We start from the raw sequence: 2,762 nt of genomic DNA, 5'->3' as shown, positions 1-2,762 counted from the left end.
TTGCTTTGGCTGTCACCCTCCTTTATTTCTTCAGCATACTTTCTGACACACCACCAAACAGCCTACTCCATTGTTGATATTAACGATGGTAAAGTAACTGTGTTGCAGGAGCCGAGAGCGAAGCGCTTTAACCCCCTGAAAGAAATTAGTTTGGGATCTATGGCGATATCACATATCTGTGATGAAGATGTAGCGGATGAACCACCTCACACAGATTTTAGACTACCTAACAGTATTGAGTACTTGATTGGTCACAATATTGATTTTGACATGGCAGTTCTTAAAAATGCGGGCGTAACTCATACTCCTAATTTGATTTGCACCAATGCCATGGCTAACTGTCTTCTTCCTACACTTGAGAGCCATAAGCTAGTATCCCTCCTCTACCACTTTCACCGTGATATAGCTCGTGCTCAAGCAAGGGATGCTCATGCTGCTATTGCTGATATTTACTTCACTGATCTAGTGCTTGGTAGTCTGATTGATTTAGCCAACAGCCAAGGTCATAAGATAAGTGATGTGGAAAGCTTATATGAGTTTAGTGAAATGGCGCGTATACCCACGCATTTAAGTTTTGGTAAGTATAAAGGTGAGGCTATTGCGGATTTAGCTACTAGTTTTGAGGGTGCTGGCTATCTTAAATGATTGCTTAAACAAGATACGGTTGATCCTTATTTAGCTCAAGCTTGCCAGCAAGTATTAGAGTCGGTATAAATACACTGATGCTATGAGTTTTATAGTAAGAGTAAATATATTTGCTAAGTAGCTAGATGAACATTGGGATTCAAATCAAGCTAAAGACTCAGTTCTGCAATTGAGATCGTTACTAGAAATAGTTAACGCTAAAGTAGATTAAGTTCTTATTGAAACTATAACTTATTAGCTAGTAAATCCCTCAATATTATGGTGTTTAAAATATCATTAATACCTGCATATGCCATGAAAAAATCTTACTCTGACAAGTCAGAAAAGCTCTATATGCTATTATCTATATAGTGTAGAGGGCTGGATTATGAAATTTACTTTTCTTAGGTGACGTTATTAATATCGGGGTTTGAATAAAATAAACTATCCTGATGACTCAGTGGTAACTGCGACTTCATGGGAATTTAAAATAAACATTTAGACAGCTCCTTACCCTCCTAATCTCTGACTTTAACTCGGCTAAACACGCTTTTAAAGATTCGTATTATTTCAGAAATAATCATCACCATCGCTTATCATTGAAAGAAAAATGTCAATAATCCTATGACAATAGCCCGCTTATGATTATAAATACGTTGACATACAATCAAATTAACGTAATAATAATCTAGATGTTAATGATTATCAGTAACATCCTTATATTTTCAGATGCTATCTATTTGACGGTTATATGAAGTAACCGTTATATGATTTTTTGGCTTGGATGACCCTTTATGGCTGAAACGCTTACTCGTTATGATACCGATAAAACCCCATTAGCCATTGCTGATAAAGCCATGTTCATTCATCATCTCAATGAAGAGCATCAAGATGAACTTGCGATGTTTATCAATGCCTTTACCTCTGCCTCAGTCGGCGAGTACGATATAGTATCAATAACAGAACTGTATCCTGACGGTCTTCTGTTAGATGTTATGACGATGAATCGCTATCAAAATAACTCTAATGCGTTAAAAGATAGCAGTTCTACAGATAACAGCCTCGCTGAAAACATTTCTAGTATTAATCATCAATACTTTATCAACTTTTTTGTGCCTATTAGCGACGCTGAGACACTACATGAACAATATATAGCGTTATTGCAGTCATCCGCTACTAAGCTTGGTAAGCGTACAATCAAACTTCAAGAACAATACTTTAGCGTGATTGATAGTTATTATGTCAGTTCTAATATGTATCGACTGATGGTCACAGCACCCGATAGTACGCCACTCAATCATCCCGGGTATGCTTATTTATTTGAGTTAAACTCTGACGTTTTCTCCACCCTAAATGATGAGTCAAGTAATAACGATAAGCCTTTACAGCGCTACTACACCCTGCGAAAAGCATGGCAAGATCCAATCAGCTTGTCTGTTCAAGCTTGGATAGATGTTTATATCCATGGCGACACACCAGGTGGCAATTGGGCACGTTCTCTCGCTTGCGGTATGCCAATAAAAACGGTGCGCGACTATCCTGAGAAAACAGAACACCTCAATGAGGGTCAATGCTTATTAATATGTGATGAAACCTCTCTACCTACAGTCGCCAATCTATTAGAGAACTGGCAAAATCCGTTACCACCCCTTGTCATTGCTATTACTGAAGATCCAAAAGACATCAGTTATTTACATACTCTCAACCTTTGGCCGTGCTTAGGTCATGATGAGTGTTTTCTACAAGACAATCTACTTCATATCATTAAGACGCCAACAACCGAAATTCCTGAACAAATCATGAGCTTACTAAATGCAAGATTAATGACATTGCCTCTTAAGATTGGCAAGGTATGGGGTGCGCTTGAAGCGGCGGACATCAAGTCATTAAGAAAACAATTAAAAGCAACCCTTGGTCTATCTCGTCAAGATATGGTCATAAAAGTCTATTGGCGCGCTCAATAACTGCCGTATATTCATAAATAAAATGAAAATCATTTGCATTAACTAGCTACTTTTCTTTAAAATGCCCCATTTACTTTCGACTGCTCACTATGATGCACATCAATAATTTAAGCTTAATACGTCAAAAAAAAGTTTTGCTTCACCCGACTTCTTTTATCATCGAACCAAATAAAC

Annotated in this window: 2 protein-coding genes; both read left to right on the top strand. The window is 37.6% G+C overall.

Features of this window, described 5'->3' with window-relative positions:
* The coding region (locus EI161_RS13905) for a 3'-5' exonuclease (protein ID WP_225735406.1) at positions 1–645 on the top strand (645 nt) is incomplete at its 5' end.
* Positions 646–1,418: 773 nt separating this feature from the next.
* The gene (locus EI161_RS13900; protein WP_192529858.1) at positions 1,419–2,588 is read left to right on the top strand and encodes a siderophore-interacting protein; all 1,170 of its coding nucleotides are present in this window, start codon (positions 1,419–1,421) and stop codon (positions 2,586–2,588) included.
* The last annotated feature ends 174 nt before the right edge of the window (positions 2,589–2,762 follow it).

The sequence above is a fragment of the Psychrobacter sp. FME5 genome, from assembly GCF_014861375.1.
In the GTDB taxonomy this organism is placed as follows: Bacteria; Pseudomonadota; Gammaproteobacteria; order Pseudomonadales; family Moraxellaceae; genus Psychrobacter.
Note: the sequence above shows the minus strand (reverse complement) of the source record. Positions and strands in the feature narration are given on the sequence as shown.